The organism is Halobellus marinus (genome assembly GCF_032113415.1).
Lineage (GTDB): Archaea > Halobacteriota > Halobacteria > Halobacteriales > Haloferacaceae > Haloquadratum > Haloquadratum marinus.
On record NZ_CP134946.1, the window covers coordinates 1547742 to 1565543 of the forward strand.

General features: G+C 66.8%; 20 protein-coding genes. 14 read left to right on the forward strand and 6 right to left on the reverse strand.

Annotated features, from left to right (window positions below):
• Window positions 1-42: 42 nt before the first annotated feature.
• Window positions 43-1650: an outer membrane protein assembly factor BamB family protein gene (locus RJT37_RS07925; protein ID WP_313689220.1), complete on the reverse strand. Its 1608-nt coding sequence runs from the start codon at window positions 1648-1650 to the stop codon at window positions 43-45.
• Window positions 1651-1710: 60 nt separating this feature from the next.
• Here RJT37_RS07925 and RJT37_RS07930 point away from each other — a divergent pair, with 60 nt between their 5' ends.
• Window positions 1711-2016 carry a putative quinol monooxygenase gene (locus tag RJT37_RS07930; RefSeq protein WP_313689222.1) on the forward strand — a complete coding sequence of 102 codons (306 nt, stop codon included), beginning with the start codon at window positions 1711-1713 and terminating at the stop codon, window positions 2014-2016.
• A gap of 51 nt (window positions 2017-2067) precedes the next feature.
• On the opposite strand, the gene RJT37_RS07935 is transcribed toward RJT37_RS07930, so the two are convergent.
• Window positions 2068-2565 (reverse strand): LabA-like NYN domain-containing protein, encoded by a 498-nt coding sequence (locus tag RJT37_RS07935; RefSeq protein ID WP_313689223.1) that lies wholly within the window; start codon window positions 2563-2565, stop codon window positions 2068-2070.
• 331 nt (window positions 2566-2896) lie between these two features.
• Between RJT37_RS07935 and dapA the strand changes: the two genes are divergently transcribed.
• The 11 genes from dapA to psmA all read left to right on the forward strand — a co-directional run bounded on the left by dapA (window position 2897) and on the right by psmA (window position 12167).
• Window positions 2897-3817 carry a 4-hydroxy-tetrahydrodipicolinate synthase gene (gene dapA / locus RJT37_RS07940; protein ID WP_313689225.1) on the forward strand — a complete coding sequence of 307 codons (921 nt, stop codon included), beginning with the start codon at window positions 2897-2899 and terminating at the stop codon, window positions 3815-3817.
• A complete protein-coding gene (gene dapB, locus RJT37_RS07945; RefSeq protein WP_313689227.1) occupies window positions 3817-4644 on the forward strand; it encodes a 4-hydroxy-tetrahydrodipicolinate reductase in 828 nt (275 codons plus the stop codon). Before dapA ends, dapB begins: the two co-directional genes overlap by 1 nt.
• Window positions 4641-5486 carry a 2,3,4,5-tetrahydropyridine-2,6-dicarboxylate N-succinyltransferase gene (locus tag RJT37_RS07950; protein ID WP_313689228.1) on the forward strand — a complete coding sequence of 282 codons (846 nt, stop codon included), beginning with the start codon at window positions 4641-4643 and terminating at the stop codon, window positions 5484-5486. The genes dapB and RJT37_RS07950 overlap by 4 nt, the downstream gene beginning before the upstream one ends.
• Window positions 5483-6730, forward strand: a complete 1248-nt coding sequence (gene lysA, locus RJT37_RS07955; RefSeq protein ID WP_313689230.1) for a diaminopimelate decarboxylase — start codon at window positions 5483-5485, stop codon at window positions 6728-6730. Before RJT37_RS07950 ends, lysA begins: the two co-directional genes overlap by 4 nt.
• Window positions 6727-7656 carry a diaminopimelate epimerase gene (gene dapF / locus RJT37_RS07960; protein WP_313689232.1) on the forward strand — a complete coding sequence of 310 codons (930 nt, stop codon included), beginning with the start codon at window positions 6727-6729 and terminating at the stop codon, window positions 7654-7656. Before lysA ends, dapF begins: the two co-directional genes overlap by 4 nt.
• A complete protein-coding gene (locus RJT37_RS07965) occupies window positions 7657-8859 on the forward strand; it encodes a M20 family metallopeptidase (protein WP_313689234.1) in 1203 nt (400 codons plus the stop codon). It begins immediately after the preceding gene.
• An 84-nt stretch (window positions 8860-8943) separates the two neighbouring features.
• Window positions 8944-9474 (forward strand): BGTF surface domain-containing protein, encoded by a 531-nt coding sequence (locus RJT37_RS07970; RefSeq protein ID WP_313689236.1) that lies wholly within the window; start codon window positions 8944-8946, stop codon window positions 9472-9474.
• An 85-nt stretch (window positions 9475-9559) separates the two neighbouring features.
• A complete protein-coding gene (locus tag RJT37_RS07975; RefSeq protein ID WP_313689239.1) occupies window positions 9560-10285 on the forward strand; it encodes an RNase P subunit p30 family protein in 726 nt (241 codons plus the stop codon).
• Complete coding sequence (locus RJT37_RS07980) at window positions 10269-10916, forward strand: class I SAM-dependent methyltransferase (RefSeq protein ID WP_313689241.1); 648 nt, start codon at window positions 10269-10271, stop codon at window positions 10914-10916. Before RJT37_RS07975 ends, RJT37_RS07980 begins: the two co-directional genes overlap by 17 nt.
• Window positions 10913-11392, forward strand: a complete 480-nt coding sequence (locus RJT37_RS07985) for an Rpp14/Pop5 family protein (RefSeq protein WP_313689243.1) — start codon at window positions 10913-10915, stop codon at window positions 11390-11392. Before RJT37_RS07980 ends, RJT37_RS07985 begins: the two co-directional genes overlap by 4 nt.
• A gap of 4 nt (window positions 11393-11396) precedes the next feature.
• Complete coding sequence (psmA, locus tag RJT37_RS07990) at window positions 11397-12167, forward strand: archaeal proteasome endopeptidase complex subunit alpha (RefSeq protein ID WP_313689245.1); 771 nt, start codon at window positions 11397-11399, stop codon at window positions 12165-12167.
• Window positions 12168-12443: 276 nt separating this feature from the next.
• Here psmA and RJT37_RS07995 read toward each other — a convergent pair whose 3' ends face one another.
• From RJT37_RS07995 to RJT37_RS08005, 3 genes are all read right to left on the reverse strand, one after another.
• The gene (locus RJT37_RS07995; RefSeq protein ID WP_311171017.1) at window positions 12444-12797 is read right to left on the reverse strand and encodes a helix-turn-helix transcriptional regulator; all 354 of its coding nucleotides are present in this window, start codon (window positions 12795-12797) and stop codon (window positions 12444-12446) included.
• 25 nt (window positions 12798-12822) lie between these two features.
• Window positions 12823-13596 carry an NRDE family protein gene (locus tag RJT37_RS08000; protein WP_313689249.1) on the reverse strand — a complete coding sequence of 258 codons (774 nt, stop codon included), beginning with the start codon at window positions 13594-13596 and terminating at the stop codon, window positions 12823-12825.
• A gap of 81 nt (window positions 13597-13677) precedes the next feature.
• The gene (locus RJT37_RS08005) at window positions 13678-13887 is read right to left on the reverse strand and encodes a hypothetical protein (RefSeq protein ID WP_313689252.1); all 210 of its coding nucleotides are present in this window, start codon (window positions 13885-13887) and stop codon (window positions 13678-13680) included.
• Window positions 13888-14107: 220 nt separating this feature from the next.
• On the opposite strand from RJT37_RS08005, the gene RJT37_RS08010 reads away from it, so the two are divergent.
• A complete protein-coding gene (locus tag RJT37_RS08010; RefSeq protein WP_313689255.1) occupies window positions 14108-14545 on the forward strand; it encodes a universal stress protein in 438 nt (145 codons plus the stop codon).
• 42 nt (window positions 14546-14587) lie between these two features.
• Here the strand turns inward: RJT37_RS08010 and purN are convergent, their stop codons facing one another.
• Window positions 14588-16189: a phosphoribosylglycinamide formyltransferase gene (purN, locus tag RJT37_RS08015; RefSeq protein WP_313689257.1), complete on the reverse strand. Its 1602-nt coding sequence runs from the start codon at window positions 16187-16189 to the stop codon at window positions 14588-14590.
• Between the two features lie 166 nt (window positions 16190-16355).
• On the opposite strand from purN, the gene purB reads away from it, so the two are divergent.
• Window positions 16356-17753, forward strand: coding sequence for an adenylosuccinate lyase (gene purB, locus RJT37_RS08020; protein ID WP_313689259.1), 1398 nt, complete (start codon window positions 16356-16358; stop codon window positions 17751-17753).
• The last annotated feature ends 49 nt before the right edge of the window (window positions 17754-17802 follow it).

Below are 17802 nucleotides of genomic sequence, written 5' to 3' on the forward strand. Positions count from 1 at the left end.
CGTCCGGCAAGAGATCCGCGGTTCGCCGTCGCTCGTTCTGCGTTAGGACATCCAGACCATCTCTGCGCGCACGTCACCCGTATTTGTCTCCGTCCTCTGGAGTGGTCCGTACTTGATGCCCCGACCGTATAGCGGTGCGTGCTGGAACTCGTGGAAAATACAAACCGCTTCGAGTTTGTCGTCCTCGAAATATCCCATCACGGTGTTTCGAGTATACGGGGTGAACTCACTGGACGTCTCCTTCTCAAAACTCACGTCTGAGACGTCTTCACCACAATACGGGCAGAAATTCACATTTTCGGTATTAGGAGAGATTTCTTCAAATACATCTTCCCCGCAGGCAGGACAGTGATCGGTCGATTGGTCGTCAGAATCGGCTGAATCATCGGCTGTTTCCGGCTCTACATGATCAGTAATGTATACCATACGTCCCTCAGCTTTTTTGTCGAAACTGACCGAAACTGTCTCATCGGCGTCTGGATCAAAAGTAGTCGGTCCTCCAATATCGGCCACCTCAATCAAACGATCAACTAAATAAGAGGTGCGGGTTCGCTCAGCGTAGTGTCGTTCCGTCGCAGGATCTTTGAAAGACTGCGCAGAGGTGGGGCCATTCGTCGGGAACGGTGGCCCGTCGTAGGCTGCCGGATTTGCTCTCTTACTATCTATTGCATAGACCTGACCGTTCGTGTCTCCGACGAAAACCATACGTTCTTTTACTGTTGGCGACGACCACACTCTGCCGTCAACGTCGTATTGCCACAGTCGCTCACCCGAGTCAGTGTCGATGGCGTACAAAGAGTCATCTCGATTACTTATATAGACGGCATTAGTAGTGGCCGTCGGTGAGGAAGACATCGCGTCTCGACCCTCGAATCGCCAGCGCTCGGCCCCCGTCTCAGAGTCAACGGCGTATAAGTGGCCGTCGTAACTCCCGGCGTAAACGGTCCCTCTATTTACTTCCGGAGAAGTGACACCTCTCTCGGCGGTGAACCGCCAGCGTTCTTTCCCGGAATTTGTATTGATCGCGTAGAGATGGTTGTCGCTGCCCCCGATGTAGACGGTGTTTCTACCAACGTCTGGTGAGGATTCGACCTTTTCTCCGGTTTCAAAACTCCAGTGTTCTTTTCCAGGGCGAGCATCGCTCCAGTGGTCCTCCGACGTATATATCGCATAGAGATGACCATCGTTGCTCCCAACAAAGACGAGTCCTGCCTTCTCGTATACGACTGGTGTTGACCTCACGGGGCGGTTGGTTTCGAACTGCCACTTTTGAGCTCCAGTAGTAGCTTCGATGGCGTAAAAACGAGTGTCGTCGCTGCCTACATACACGGTGTCGTTGCACACAACCGGCGAAGATTCAATACGGTCGTTTGTTTCGAATTTCCACTTCGTCACTCCCGTTGCGGCCTCGAGCGCATACACGTAACCGTCCCTGCTGCCGATGTAGACGGTGTCCTCACAAACTGTGGGTGATGTATGTATACCACCATCGGTGCTGTACCGCCATTCCTCATCCCCCGAGTCAGCGTCTACCGCGTACAGGTAGCCGCTGTCGTCACCGACGTACAGAGTTCCATCCCTCAATACTGGAGATGATTTTATAGAGCCTTGAGTGTCAAAAATATACTCTGTGACACCTGAGTCTGCCATAATCGAGAATTATTCTCGCGTACTATTTAGTGACTGTGGGATGACCAGTCAGGTGGTCAGATGATCGTACTCCACGCGTCGTTCCCCATCGAACCGGACAGGCTCGACGAGGCGCTCGACATCGCGGAGACGCTCGTCGAGGAGTCCAACGAGGAGGACGGTACCATCGACTACCGCGCGGCGACGGACATTCAGGACGGCAACGTCATCCGCTTCTTCGAGCAGTACGAGGACGCCGAGGCGCTGGAAGCACACACCGACTCGGAGCACTTCCAGCGGCTCGAAGCGGCGCTTCCGGACCTGCTGGCCGGCGAACCGGAGGTCTACCAGTTCGAGGTCGACTCCGTCACGGAGCTCGAACTGTAGTCCCCTTCTGACGGCGGCGTCGACGGGGCGGGCTCCTTCGGACCGACGCGCTCACAACAGGAAGGTCTCCTGTCGCTCCGAGAGATCGAGGAACGTATCCGCAGCCTCGATCAGCTCCTCGGCGGTCGACTCGCCGAACGCCATCACCTCGACGCGGACGCCCTCGTGGCGGAGGTGCGAACACAGCCTGGAGAAGTCGCCGTCGCCGGTACAGAGGACGACGGTATCGACGTGGTTCGCGAGCGTGACGGCGTCGAGGCTCATCCCGACGTCCCAGTCGGCCTTCTTCGAGCCGTCCCCGAACGTCTTGATCTCCTTGATCTTCGGCTCGAAGCCGATGTCGACGAGCGCGTCGAAGAAGCTTTCCTCCTCCGGCGAGTCCGCGCGGATGACGTACGCGATCGCCCGGGTGAGCTCCCGGCCCGCGACGCCCTTCTCCAAGAGCGCGGAGTAGTCGATGTTCCGCGAGTAGAGGCTCTGGGCGGTGTGATAGAGGTTCTGCGCGTCGGCGAGCATCGCCACCCGCTGGTTCGAGTGGATTTCGGTCATACACAACGTGGGGGCGGCATCCTACATGAATGTCCGGTCGTGCGACGGCCGCCGTCGCCGAGGCGGCGCTGAATCGTGCTGGCGCACCGACGTCGAAACGTATATTATACCGGCGAACAGTTTGCCGTACGTGAGCCGAGCCACGCCGACGACGGACCTGCCGCGTCCGATAGCGGCGCGTGGCACTCTTTTCCGTGGTAAAAAACGCGCGCCCTGACGCTCTGGGCGGGAGTGGCATCCCCGTCCCTGGCGATTTTCGACGGGCTCGCACCGGTTTCCGACCGACCCGGATCGACATACCACCGACCGCAGACAACAGTACACACAACCTATGACAGAACTCGACTTCACCGGCGTGTTCCCCGCGATGACCACGCCCTTTACACCCGACGGAGAGATCGACCACGAAACGCTCGCTGCCGACGCCCAGCGGCTGGAAGACGCCGGCGTCGCCGGCCTCGTTCCTGCCGGCTCGACTGGCGAGAGCGCGACGCTGACACACGACGAACACATCGAGGTCGTCGAGACGGTCGTCGAGGCCGTCGACGACGTGCCGGTGATCGCCGGCTCCGGCTCGAACTCGACCCACGAGGCGCTTGACCTCTCCCGACGCGCGGCCGGGGCGGGCGCAGACGGCCTGCTGCTCATCTCGCCGTACTACAATATGCCCGAGCAGGCGGGCCTCCGCGAACATTTCCGGGCGATCGCCGACGCGGTCGACCTCCCGCAGATCGTCTACAACGTCCCGGGGCGGACGGGACAGAACATCGAACCCGAGACGGTCGCCGAGCTCGCGTCCCACGAGAACATCAGGGCGTACAAGGCCGCAAGCGGCGACATCGCACAGATCTCGGAGGTCATCGAGTACACCCGCGACGAGGACCTCGCGGTGCTCTCCGGCGACGACGCGCTGACGCTGCCGATCTGTGCGCTCGGCGGCCGCGGCGTGGTCTCCGTCGCCGGCAACGTCGAGCCCGAGCGGACCGTCGCCCTGGTCGACGCCGCGCTCGCCGGCGAGATGGAGCGCGCCCGCGAACTCCACTACGAGCTCTCGCCTTTGTTCCGCCAGCTGTTCGCCGAGACGAACCCCATCCCGGTCAAGGCCGCGATGGAGATCCGCGGCCACAGCGCCGACACGGTGCGCTCGCCGCTGACGGATCTCTCCGAAGAGCCCCGCGAGGAACTCGAACGCATCCTCGCGGAACTCGATGAGGCGGAGGAGCCGGACCGCGAGCAGACGGAGGCGGTGTGATGGCCGGCGGCCTCCGCGTCGCGATCACCGGAGCGAGCGGCCGGATGGGCGGCGAACTCCTCGCCGCCGCGACCGACCGCGAGGATGTCGACCACGTCCTCGCGGCCAGCCGAAACCCTCCCGCCGTTCCGAGCGGCGACGCTCCCGCCGCACCGGACGCTGTCGTCGCCGACGACGAACTCGGCTCGGCGCTCGCCGAATACGACGTCGACGTACTCATCGATTTCACCGTCCCTGATGCCAGCGTCGAGTACCTCCGGACCGCCGCCGATAACGACGTCGCCGTCGTCGTCGGCACGACCGGGTACGACGACGCGCAGGTCGCGACGCTCGATTCCGTCGCGGCAGCGGTCCCGTTCCTGCGGGCCTCGAACTTTTCACGGGGCATCGGCGCACTCCGGCGGGCGGTTCGGGAGGCCGTCGCCGCGCTCCCCGGGTACGACATCGAAGTGACTGAGACGCACCACAACGGCAAGCTGGACGCGCCCTCGGGGACCGCGCTGACGATCCTCGACGACATCGCCGACGCGCGGGCGTCGAGCGCGGACGACGACGCCGACCGCGTCCACGGGCGCGTCGGCGACCAACCGCGCGAGGGCGACGAGATCGGCGTCCACGCGCGGCGAGCAGGCGACATCACCGGCGAGCACGAGATCCTGCTCGCCGGCAACGACGAGGTCCTGGAACTGACACACCGCGCCGGCTCGCGGAGCATCTTCGCCAACGGGGCGCTCGACGCCGCGGCCTGGCTCGCCGGCCGCGAGGCGGGGCGATACGATTTCGATGAAGTCTTGGATGGCGGCGACGCGGGAGGGAACACACGATGACACTCGAATCCGACATCGACGACCTGTGGCAGCGCTACCAGGACGACGAACTCGACGCCGCGACCGCCGGCTCGGCGGCGCAGTCGACGCTCGATGCCTTCATCGACGCGCTCGAAGCGGGCGAGATCCGCGCGGCCGAACAGACAGGCGGCAGCGGCCCAGACGGCTGGGTCGTCAACGAGTGGGTCAAGCGCGGCATCCTCTTGAACTTCGGCCTGCGCGAGACGGAACCCCGAGAGTACGGCGGCGTCACGTACTACGACGTACTGCCGCTGCGTTCGACGACCGATCTCGGCCGCCGAGGGACCCGAAACACGCCGGACGGGACCGCCATCCGCCGCGGCGCGTACCTCGGCTCCGATTGTATAATGATGTCGCCCTCCTTTGTCAACGTCGGCGCCCACGTCGGCGACGGGACGCTCGTCGACTCCTGTGACACCGTCGGCTCCTGCGCCCAGCTCGGCGAGAACGTCAAGCTCGGCGCCAACACGCTCATCGGCGGCGTGCTCGAACCTGTGGAGGACGCCCCGGTGATCGTCGAGGACGGCGTCTCACTGGGCGCGGGCTGTCGGGTCACCTCCGGCTTCCACGTCGGGGAGAACACCGTCGTCGGCGAGAACACGCTTCTCAGCCCGCGAATTCCGGTGTACGACCTCGTCGAGGAGGAGGTCATCTACGGCCACCTGCCCTCGGACCGCCGCGCGTTCACCCGGTACGTGGAGTCGTCGCTCGGCGACCACGACCTCTTCGAGTCCGGCGCGTACAAGCCCGCGGTCGTCGCACTCGACATCGAGGACGATACCCTCGATAACACCAGACGCGAGGAGGCGCTGCGAGAATGAGCGACGTCGACGGCGGAGGGCCGGCGGTCCGTCGCCTCGCCGAGTGGGACGAGGGCGACCTCGGGGCGCTCGCCGAGGAGTACGAGACCCCGCTCTACGTCGTCGACCTCGATCGGGTCGAGGAGAACTGCACACGGCTGCAGGCGGCGTTTCCCGACGCGGACGTCCGCTACGCCGCGAAGGCCCACATCGGCCGACCCGTCCTGCAGACCGTCCGCGAGGCCGGGCTCGACGTCGAGTGCGCCTCCGCGGGCGAGGTCGAGCGCGCGCTCGCGGCCGGCTTCACGGGCGACCGGATCCAGTATACGGCGGTCAATCCGCCGGGACGCGACCTCGACCACGTCGTCGGCCGCTGGCGCGACCATCCCGGACTCACGGTCACGGTCGGCGCGGCCGACACGGTCGATCGGCTTCGGGATCGCGGCTTCGACGGGCGGCTCTGCATCCGCGCGAACCCCGGCGTCGGCGCCGGCCACCACGAGAAGGTCCAGACCGGCGCGAACGCGAAGTTCGGCATTCCGATCGAACGCGTCGCGGATCTCGCCGGCCAGTGGGCCGCGGAGTTCGACCTCGTCGGCGTCCACGCCCACGCCGGCAGCGGTATCTCCGGCGAGGACCTCTCGGCGCACCGCGAACTCGTCCGGCGGATGGGCGATCTGACGCGGGAGATCGAATCGCAGAGCGGCTCCCTGGAGTTCGTCGACGTCGGCGGCGGCTTCGGCGTCCCGTACCGCGAGGACGAACCGCCGCTGGACCTCGACGCGGTGGCGGAAGCGACGCGTGAGGCCCTCGGAACCGTCGACGCCGCGCTCGCAGTCGAACCCGGCCGCTACGTCGTGGCCGACGCGGGCGTCCTCCTCACCCGGGTCAACACAGTGAAGCGGGCGCGCGATGCGACTGTCGTCGGCGTCGACGCCGGGATGACGACGCTCCTCCGTCCGGCGATGTACGACGCGTATCACGCGATTTCGAACGTCACAGCGGCAGAGGACGCCGAAACGGTTGATACGACCGTAGCGGGACCTATTTGTGAGTCCGCGGACGTACTATGTGAACACAGACCGCTCTCGCGGCCTCGACGGGGGGATATCCTCGCGGTGGGGAACGCGGGCGCGTACGGATACGAGATGTCCAGCACCTACAATTCGCGACCCCGGCCGGCGGAAGTCGTCCGCTCCGGCACGACCGTCCGACTCGCGCGGCGGCGGGAGTCCCTGACTGACCTCACAGCACTCGAACAATGAGCCTACAGCACGACCACGTCGCCGTGGAGAAGTACCACGGCACCGGCAACGACTTCATCGTCGTCGACGCCGCCGAGTCGATTCCCGACCGGCCGGCCTTTGCGGCGGCCCACTGCGACCGGGAGACCGGCGTGACCCACGAGTCCTCGGAACGAACCGGCGCCGACGGCGTGCTCTTTCTCGCTCTGGAGGAGCGCTACTCGCCGCCCCGCGTCGTGATGACCCTCGTGCAACCCGACGGGTCCGTCGCGGCGATGTGCGGCAACGGCGCCCGCGTCGCAGCGGCGTGGGCGGCCGAGCGGACCGGGGCCACGGAACTGATGATCGACACGCCCGCGGGCACGCGCCACGCGGCCGTCGACGGCGACGACGTCACGATCGAGATGGGGCGGCCCTCGTTCGCACCGAAGGACGTGCCGCTCGCACGCGACACCGAACTGATCGAGTCCGACGTCGAGGGACTCACCGTCACCGCGGTGAATACGGGCGTCCCCCACGCCGTCGCCCTCGTCGACGACGTCGACGACGTCGATCTCGATGCGATCGCGCCCGCCGTCCGCTACGCCGACGTTTTCCCGGAGGGCGCGAACGTCACGGTCGCGTCTCGGGTCGATCCGACGGACGAACGCGGCGATGCGGCGGCGACCGAAGACGACGACACCCGAAGCGACGACCTGCCGCGCTTCCGCCAGCGGACCTACGAGCGCGGCGTCGAGGGCGAGACACGCTCCTGTGGCACGGGTGCGGTCGCAGTCGCGGCTGTCGCAAAGCGCCTCGGACGCATCGACGGCGACGACCCCGTAATCGTCAGTCCGCCGGGCGGCGACCTGCGGATCACCGTGCCGGACGACGGCCCGGCGACGCTCGCCGGCCCCGCCGAACGGGAGTTCGCCGACGACCTGGCACTGGTCGTCCGGTCGAGGTAGATGAGCGAGGGAGTGGGCGCCCCCGGCGCAGCACGCACTGACGGCGGCGACGCTGTGGCCGAGACTGGCGGCGACGACTTCGATCCGATCGCCTTTCTCGAACGCGCCGTCCCCGTCGCCTCGAACGAGGACGTCGGTGAGATGCGGGACCTGCTGGTCGAGATCTTGGAGACACGGGGGGTCGACGTCCGCGTGGACGACGCCGGCAACACGCTTGCCTCGAAGGGCGCTGACGCTGCGACCGCGGAGGCGCATCTCGTCTTCAACACGCACATCGACACCGTCTCGCCGCACGTGCCGTTCGAGCGCGAGTTCGCCGGCGAGAGTGAGCAGGCAGACGGGGACGACAATGATCTGCTCCGGATCCACGGCCGCGGCTCCTGCGACGCCAAGGGGCCGCTCGCGGCCATCCTCGCGGCCTTCTTCGCGGTCGATCCGGCCGACGGCGCCCGCGTCACGCTCGCGGTGACGCCCGACGAGGAGGCGCTTTCGACCGGCGCGGACGCGCTCGACCTCGACGGCGACCTGTACGTCGTCGGCGAACCGACCGGGCTGGACGTCTGCTCGGCCGCGAAGGGTCGCTTCCAGGGCACGCTCACGCTCTCGGGGTCGGCCGCCCACGCCGCCGAACCCGACTCGGGCGTCAACGCCATCGCGGGCCTCGAAGGGGCGTTGGCGGCGATCCGGAAGTTCGACACCGGCCGCGACCCCCATCCCCAACTGGGCCCGGCGACGCTGACGCCGACGACGGTGACCGGCGGCGCGGCGACGAACCAGGTGCCGGCGCGCTGTGAACTCGTCGTCGACAGGCGGAGCGTCCCGCCGGAGACCGCCGAGGAGTTCCGGCGGGAACTGGAGAGCGCCGTCCGCGAGTCGGTCCCCGATCCGGTCGGCGTCGACTTCGCGCTGACGGACCGGCCGACGCCGTTTCTGGCGGCCTTTGCGACCGACGAGGACCACGAACTCGTCCGGACGCTCGCGGCCGCCGCCGAGCGGGCGGGTGGCTCCGGGACGGTCCGCCCCTTCACCGCCGCGACCGAGGCGTCGTACTTTTCGCCCGCCCCGGTCGTCGTCTTCGGCCCGGGCGTCCTCGCGGACGAGGAGGGCGCGGTCGCCCACGCCGAACGCGAGTACGTCGACGTCGACGACGTTCGCCGCGCGGCCACGGCGCTGACGGATGCGACGCGGCGGTTGGTTGAGTAACCGCTCTCAGAACGGTTAAAGCGGCGATTTAAGTATTCCCTGGGTACTTGTCGTGCACGCTCGTTCTCCCGAACGCAGATGACTGTGAGCCCTCCACCCGACTGTCTCGATCGGCTGAACGACAGACGATTCACCCGCTCGACCATCGCGCTCGGTATCGCCGCGTTGCTCGTGCTCTCGGCGGTGGCTGTCGGTCCTGCCGTGGGACAGTCGGATGGATCGATCTTCGAGGTAGAGACGGAATCCGTCCATTCGACGGCTAACGCGACGATCGAGGGAACGACGAGCCTCGACTCCGGGACGGAAATCCGCGTGCGAGTCAGTTCCGCCGGCGAGACGAGCCCGCAGTTCCTGCAGACCACGTCGACCACCGTCGGTCCGGACGGTGCCTGGAACGCGACGTTCGATCTCTCGGCGGTGGAGACACACGACTCGGTTACCGTCTCGGTAAGCGTCGCCGACGGCGACCAGTCCGCGGATTTCGACGTTCCGATCCGTGACGACGCGGCCACAGCAACAGATTCCGGGTCCGCGATCTCGACGCCTGGATTCGGGATCGTCGCAGCCCTCGCGTCGTTTGTGGCTGGCGCGGCGGCCCTGCAGTCACGGCAGTAACACGCCGGCGGGGCATCCTCGCCCTTCCTGTCCGAGCGCCCGCTGATCCGTAACCCCCATACGCCCCCGCCGCGTTCTCGCGGCTATGTACGAGGCGGTCCACGCCCACCCCGACGGACGCAGCACGGCCGCCCGGTTCGCGACGACGGTCGACCGCTACGGGTACGAGGGTGTGGTCGTCCGCGCGAACGAGGCCGCCCCCGACTACGAGCGCCTGCGCGAGGCGTATCCGGTCGACGTCGTCGACGCCGCCGAGATCGTCGCCCCCGACCCCCAACACGCCAGCGGCGCAGTCGGAAACGCCCGCACGGATCACACGCTCGTTCTGGTCGGCGGTGGGACGGACGCGCTGAACCGCTTCGCCGTCGAACAGGCGCGAGTCGACGTGCTCACGCGTCCGTTCGAGGGGACAGCACGGGACGAGGGGGCGGTCGGCGGCGACGGCGACGTCAACCACGTGCTCGCGAAGGCCGCCCGCGACAACGACGTCCGGATCGAGGTGAATCTCGGCCCGGCGCTGCGGGCCCGCGGCGGCGGCCGCGTCCGCCACCTCGAGAAACTCCGGCGGCTGAAGCATCTGCTCGATCATTACGACGCGCCGTACGTCGTCAGCGCGAACGCCAACTCGCACTTGGAGGTGCGAGCCCACCGGGAACTCGCCGCCGTCGGCGAGGAGATCGGGCTCGGCGCGGCGTGGATCCGCGACGGCCTCGAAGCGTGGGAGCGACTCGTCGACCGCAACCGTCGGCGACTGTCCGAGTCGTTCATTGCCCCGGGCGTCGAACGTGGCCGGTATGAAGAAGACGATTGACGAACACGCGGCGCGCTTTTCGGAGGCGGCCTCGTCGTACGACGACGAGCAGGACTCCACTGAGTATCTCGCGTGTGCGGATCTCGTCGTCGAGAACGCGGCGCCCGACGCCGACGACGTCGTCCTGGATCTCGGGACGGGAACGGGCGCAATCGCACTCGCGCTGGCACCGGACGCAAAGCGCGTGGTCGGCCGCGACATCAGCGAGGGGATGCTTGCGGAGGCGCGGTCGAAGGCCGAAGCGGCCGGGATCGACAACGTCGAATTCGGTGAGGGGAGCTTTCGTGAGCCCAACTACGACGGCCAGGTCGATATCGTCACCTCGAACTTCGCGATGCATCACCTCTCGGACGACGAAAAGCGCGAGGCGATCGCGATCATCGCCGACCTGGACCCCGACCGGTTCGTCCTCGGCGACGTGATGTTCTTCGGCGAACCGGATCCCGACGAACCGTTCTACAGCCCTGAGGTCGACGACCCCGCGACGGTCGGCCTGCTCGTCGATTCCCTGACCGACGAGGGCTTCGTCCTCACCGGCGTCGAGCGGGTCCACGAGCAGGTCGGCGTCCTCGTCGCCGAGCGGTACGGGACGGCGAGCGAGCGGGTATCTATCCCGACTGAGGACGAATGAAACACCTCCCGAAACATCTCCAGCCGCGGTGGCGCTACCTGGCCGTCGAGATCGAGGCGTGGCCCGACGCGACGATCGACCGCGGGACGTTCCAGCGGGACCTCTGGTACGCCGCACAGAATCTCTACGGCGACGTCGGCAGCGCCGAGACGGATCTGACCGTGATCTCGTTCGAGTTCGTCGACGGCGACGGCGAGGCGATCGTCCGGGCGTACAGGGGGACCGAAGACCGGGGCCGGGCGGCGATCGCGTCGCTGGATCGGGTCGACGGCCAGCCAGTGGGCGTCCGCGTGCGGGGAATCTCGGGGACCGTTCGTGCCTGTGAGGAAAGGTATTTGAACGGTCGGGCCGGAGGTGAAGAACAGAGAGACGTCGTGTTCGAGGACGAACCACACTCCGCCGTCGTTCGCGACAGGCGCGTCGACGTCGCGGGAGCAGATGGGTTCGCGGGCGCGACGCGGCTCGATTTCGAGTGATACTATGCAGGGACAAGCCCAACAGCAGGCATACGACCGTGGAATCACGATCTTCTCGCCGGACGGTCGTCTCTACCAGGTGGAGTACGCCCGGGAGGCGGTGAAGCGAGGGACAGCGAGCGTCGGCGTCCGGACGCCGGACGGCGTCGTGCTCGCGGCCGACAAGCGATCGCGCTCCCCGCTGATGGAGCCGACGAGCGTCGAGAAGATCCACAAGGCCGACGACCACGCCGGGATCGCCTCGGCCGGCCACGTCGCCGACGCCCGACAGCTCATCGACTTCGCGCGCCGGCAGGCGCAGGTCAACCGGCTGCGGTACGGCGAGGCGGTCGGCATCGAGACGCTGACGAAGAACGTCACCGACCACATCCAGCAGTACACGCAGGTCGGCGGCGCGCGGCCGTTCGGTGTCGCCCTGCTGATCGGCGGCATCGAGAACGGCACACCCCGGCTCTACGAGACGGACCCCTCGGGGACCCCCTACGAGTGGAAGGCCGTCTCGATCGGCGCCGACCGCAGCGAACTCCAGGAGTACTTAGAGGAGAACTACGAGGACGACCTGACGCTCGACGAGGGCGTCGGGCTGGCGCTGCGCGCCATCGCCACGGCCAACGACGACGAACTCGCCGCCGACGGCGTCGACGTGGCGAGAGTCTCGACGGAGACCGAGGCGTTCGTTGAACTCGACAACGACGAGATCGCCGAGTACATCGCCGAGAACGACCTCGAACCGTCCGAAGACGAGGCCGACGAAGGCGAGGAAGACGAGGAGTAACGCCCCGTCGGTGGGGGCGAGACGATCCCTCGCAAGCGCACATCGCGTGCGGGAACTACCCTGCGTCGATTTTTCAGGGCCGTGGGTTCGATCCGTCGACTCCACGGTGCTGTCCGTCGTTAGCACGTCCGATCGGAGTACGGAGCGAACTACACCTGGTGAACCGCCTCGGGGTCAAGCCCCGAGGCACTCGCCTTGCTTTCTCTGTAGACACGTGACTGCAGAACCCCGCCACTCCTGGGTGACGACGTTCGCGAAACTGCCGGGGTGAAAAGCTCAGTACTCCTCGTAGGCGAGGTTCATCAGCCACTGCGAGAAGGCGTCGCTGTTGTGGTTGACCTCCTCTTCGCCGATGAACGGCGAGAGCATATCGCCCGCCATCAAAAGCGAGAAGTCGAGGTCGCGGGCGGCGGGTTCGAGGTGGTACGTGTTGTGACCGTTGTAGACGGTCTCCTCGCGCTCGATGAGACCGAGGGAGGCGAGCTGGTCGGCGATCCGGCTGCCCTTCCGCGAGGAGATGTCGAGTTCCTTCCAGAAGTCGCTCTGGTGGATCCCTCCCGTCTCCCGGATGAGTTCCAGCCCTTCGAGTTCGTCCTCCGAGAGTTCCGCTTCGGCGGCTCCTGCGCTCATACCCCGACGGACGCCCGCGAGTCGTTTAAAGTTGACTTTCGACCCGACGGAACGGGGTCTCACACGGCGGCCCATCGGCGAAGGCGAAGTCGGCGCTGCCGTCGTCATAAAGGGTGACGAGAGAGGACGATCGGGTGCCGAACCCTCGCTCGGGTTCGTGGATGCAGACGCCGAACTCGTGGTCGCCGAGAACCTCGGCTGCGGCATCCCGCCACGCCGCGGCCGACTCGAAGGCCTCCGGATCGAGCGTCTCGCGGACTCGTTCGGCGTTCTGTGCCTGCTCGCGACCGCGGCTGGGCTCTCTCTCTGGTTCGACGTACTCGCCGTCGAGGCCGACGTTGACGACCACGTGGACGCCGGGGTCGAGGCGGCGGACCCGCAGGTCGCCGTCCCACTCGAAGAGGTACGCTGCCGGCGTCTCGTCCGTCGACCCGCCGTCCCGTTCGGCGACGACGAGGTTGAACCCGTCGTAGGTATCCGCCTCGACCGCCGCCTCGACCGTCGCTCGCGCTGCCGCGGCGCTCTCCGCACGGAGCACGTCTCGGACGAGCAGTCCACGGGATCGCTCGCCACCCTCGGCAACCTGGACCCAGCGGTTCGTGATCCCGGCGAACACGCCGGACTCGTTGTAGCCGATCCAGGTGCCGCCCGCCTCGGCGTCACGCGGCGCAACGAAGGACGGATCGCCCGCCTCGACGGTCGGGGGATCGGCATCCCGATCCAGCAACTCGTCGCGGTTTGCGGCCACCACGACCGGCGCCGCGTCGAACGTACGCCAGGCGAGTGTCAGTGTGCACACGCGCTGTGGTACGGCGGTCGGGAGGATATACCTCCCGCCTCGGATTCCGTGTCGCCATCGACGGGGGCGACCGGCGCTCGATCAATTCGGGAACATCACCTGGCGGAGTCCATACGCGAGGAGGGGAACGATGATCCCGAAACCGCCGATGAGCAGCACCGATCCGGCGTCCCCGAGGTCGGCACTGGCTGAGACGAGCGAGAGAGCGATGAGTCCGATCCACAGCCCGATGAGGAAAAGCGCCGCCCGGTACAACCACGTGAAAAACTCGCTGACGTCTACGTCCACCATTCTACTCTCTCTCACTGAGGCGTCTTTGGCATTTATGTACTGCGGGTGTCGGTTGGGGTGTTTCGCCCCAGGGTGTCGCGTTCGCGAACCGACAACCGGGGAAACCGTTCATACTGACTGCCCTCACCGTTTACCGGCGATCGCCGCGAACGGGATGGCGATCGCCGGTAAGACGAGAGCAGTCATTATCAAGAGGGTGCCGAGCGAACGGCGAGACGAGATGTACCAGGACATCCTCGTTCCCACCGACGGAAGCGACGGGACGATGCAGGCGCTCGATCACGCGCTCGACATCGCGGCCGAGCGCGGGGCAACCATTCACGGCCTCTCGGTCGTCGACAAGCGGCTGTATCTGGCCGCCGGCGAGGAACAGAAGCCGGAACTGAAAGAGACGATGACGGAGAACGCAGAGGCGGCTGTCGAGCGCGTCGCCGAGGCGGCCGAAGACGCGGGCGTCGAGTGTACCACGACGGTACAGGACGGCATCCCCTACCGGGCGATCCTCGATTACGCGGCCGAGACTCCCGTCGACCTCATCGTGATGGGAACACACGGCCGCTCTGGCCGGGACAAACTCGCGAACCTCGGCAGCGTCACCGAACGCGTCGTCGAGAACACCGAGACGCCGATTCTCGTGATCAGGATGGAGTCGGAGTGAGATCGCGCGGCTGAGGCCCGTTCTCCCGCGCTTTCGTACTGATCAGTCGTGCCGGAAGCACCGCCGCCCGGTGAACGCCATCGGGATATCCCGTTCGTCGCAGGCGGCGATGACGTCCTCGTCGTTGACGGAGCCGCCGGGCTGGATAACTGCCTCGATGCCGGATTCCGCCGCTTCCTCGACGCCGTCCGGGAACGGGAAGAAGGCGTCCGACGCCATCACGGTCCCTTCGGGTCCCTTGCCCTCGGCGTGTTCCGTTGCCTTCATCGCGGCCAGGCGGACGGCGTCGACCCGGGAGACCTGTCCCATCCCGACGCCGACGGTCTCTGTGCCGTCTGCGAGGACGATGCCGTTGGACTTCACGTGTTTCAGCACCTTCCAGGCGAAAAGCATCGTCTCCAGTTCCGCGTCGGTCGGCTCGGTCTCGGTGACGATGTCGAGATCCGCCCGGTCGGGAGCCCAGAGGTCCCGCTCCTGGACGAGTCGCCCGCCGACGAGCGGCTTTTCGGTCAGCCGGTCCGTCCGCTCGTCGAGAGCACCGACATCGAGGACGCGCAGGTCCTCCGTGGCAGTGAGGACGTCGAGTGCGGCCTCTGTGTACCCCGGCGCGACCACGACTTCCTTGAACGAGTCGACGATCGCTTCCGCGGTCGCGGCGTCGCACTCGCGGTTCAGTGCGACGATGCCGCCGAAGGCGCTCATCGGGTCCGTCGCGAGCGCGTCGGCGTACGCGTCGGCGAGGGTGTCGGCCGTCGCACAGCCGGCGGGGTTCGTGTGTTTGATCACCGCCGCCGCGGGCGCCTCGAACTCCTTGATCAGGTTCAGGGCGGCGTCGGCGTCGTTGTAGTTGTTGTACGACAGCGCCTTCGCGCCCTCGTTCAACTGCGGGGCCTCGACGACACTGGCTTCTGACGCGGCGGTGTCCGCGTAGACTGCGGCGTCCTGGTGGGGGTTCTCGCCGTAGCGCAGGGTCGCCGAGCGGTCGTCGGAGACGACGCGGCGTTCCGGGAAGTCACCGCCGTCGTCGCCGTCGACGGTCACGGTGAGGTCGCCATCCGCGTCCGTCCGGTCGCCCTCGACGTGGAGTCGATCCTCGGCGAACCACCGCACTGCGCGCGGGTACGCACTGAACTCCGCGTCGTAGAGAACACGCGATTTCAGCGCGTCGGCGTCGTCGTCGGCGTAGACGGGGACGGACTCCTGGGTGACGATCGGGCCCGCGTCGACCTCCTCGGTGACGACGTGAACGGTACAGCCGGTCACGCTCACGCCGGCGTCGAGCACCTGCTCGTGAGCGTCCGTCCCGGGGAACGACGGGAGCAGGGAAGGATGGACGTTGAGCGTCGTCGGGGCCGCATCGAGGAACGTGTCCGTGAGCACCCGCATATACCCGTCGAGACAGACGAGATCGAAATCGTAACTCGATAGGGCGTCCAGCACGCGCCGCTCGTGGGCCTCGCGGGACTCGTCGTCGCCGCGTTCGACGACCTCCGTGGGGATGCCGCGCTCGCTGGCGGCGTCGAGCACCGGCGCCTCGGCGTGGTTCGAGAGTACCACGCCGAGTTCCGCGCCGCCGGGGCGTCGATCCTCGATGTGCAGCAGGTTCCGTCCGCGGTTGCTCGCCAGGCCGGCGATCGTAGTCATACATCTGGCCCCTCGCGCGGACAGTAAGTCAGTTGCGGTCTCGCCGGTGATCTATCCACGATCGCGGATAGCGATTCGGCGACTGGGGCGTCTCTCTTCCCGATCTATGCACGGAAGTGGGCTTCCCATCGACACGCTTTTTTAGCGAACGGCGGAGGGTCCGCGTATGGACGACCTCTCCCGTTCCGATCCGCTCGCGGCGGTCGCCCCGCTCGACGGGCGCTATGCGGGCCGGACCGAACCGCTGGTCCCGTACGCCAGCGAGGCGGCGCTGATGCGGGCACGGCTCCGCGTCGAAGTCGAGTACCTCCTCGCTTTGGCCGACTTGGACGCCACGCCGCTGTCGCTGACCGACGCCGAGCGCGAGTCGCTGCGGACCGTCGTCGCCGAGTTCGACGCCGACGACGCCAGGCTGATAAAGCGGCTGGAAACCGAGGGCGCGGCGGGCTACAGCGCGACCAACCACGACGTCAAAGCCGTCGAGTACTTCCTTCGAACGGAAACCGACAAGCGCGTCCACCCGTGGATCCACTTCGGGCTCACGTCCGAGGACGTGAACAACCTCGCCCACCGGCTGCTCGTGCAGCCGGCGGTCGAGGACGTGTTGCTGCCGGCGTTGACCGGCGTCCGCGAGGAACTGGTCGATCTGGCCCAGGAGTACCGGGCCACGCCGATGCTCGCGCGGACGCACGGCCAGCCAGCGACGCCGACGACGTTCGGCAAGGAGATGGCCGTCTACGCCGCGCGCCTGGGAACCGCGATGGGTCGGGTCGCCGACGCCGCAGCCGGTCTTTCAGGGAAACTCGCCGGCGCATCGGGGACCTACGCCGCCCACGTCGCGGCCTATCCAGACGTCGACTGGCGGGCGTTCTCGCGGTCGTTCGTCACCGACCTCGGCCTCGAACACACGGCGCTTTCGACGCAGGTGAACCCTTGTGACGACCTCGCGGCCCTCTTCGATGCGCTCCGCGGGGTCAACAACGTCTTGCTTGATCTCGACCGCGACGTCTGGCTGTATGTCTCCGACCGCTACCTGGGCCAGGAGACCTCCGAGGGCGAGACCGGCTCCTCGACGATGCCGCACAAGGTCAACCCGATCGACTTCGAGAACTCCGAGGGGAACCTCTCGAAGGCGAATTCGGATCTGGGATTCCTGGCGGATTACGTCACCACCTCGCGGCTCCAGCGGGACCTCTCGGATTCGACGGTCAAGCGGAACATCGGCGCGGCGTTCGCCCACTGTCTGATCGGCTACGGGAAGACCGAAACCGGACTCGGCAAGGTCGTCCCCAACGAGACGGTGATGCTCGAGGACCTCGACGCCCACCCCGAACTGATCGGCGAGGCGGTCCAGACCATCCTCCGGCGGGAGGGCGACACCGAGGCGTACGAACGCGTCAAGGAACTCACGCGCGGCCGGGACGTCACGCTCGCGGACTTCAGAGAGCTCTTCGGGGAACTGGACGTCGACGAGGACGTCCGTGCCGAGTTGCGAGCGCTCTCGCCGGCCGAGTACGTCGGCGTCGGCGACGAACTCGTCGACGAACTCGATCCCGACGACTGAGTGTCATAATTAACTCGGGATAGAATAAATCTTTTAGCGCCTCGCGCGC